Raw genomic sequence first — 492 nt, forward strand, 5'->3', positions numbered from 1 at the left:
GTTCTATATATGTCATAGTTGCATTATCTATAAAATCTGCACTCTTTCTATGATGGTCAATTATAACTATATTCTTAGCATGATCAACAAGCTGAGGACATTCTACAAACTTTTTTCTATGAACATCAACTATAATAAGAAGTGCCCCAGACATTACCTTTTGTAGAGCAGTTTCACAATTTATAAAAACCCCATTATATGCATTTGTTTTATTTACTTTATTCCATTATTTTTTCTTATAGAACTATTTATACCATTTAATACTATATAAGCATCCCTTTCCAAGATAGGTAATATAACAGTTTCTATATCCTCATATTTAGCAGGAAATATTATTTCATATACAAAATTAAGCTATTCATTAACCTTCATAATTTCTGCAGTAGTATTTGTTATACAAGCATTGGTTTTTATTGAATTTAATAAAATAAAAGAAGCACCAAAATATAAAGGTGCTCTTTATATCTCCTCTATTGAAACCACACTATATCC

The organism is Thermobrachium celere DSM 8682, assembly GCF_000430995.1.
GTDB lineage: Bacteria > Bacillota > Clostridia > Clostridiales > Caloramatoraceae > Thermobrachium > Thermobrachium celere.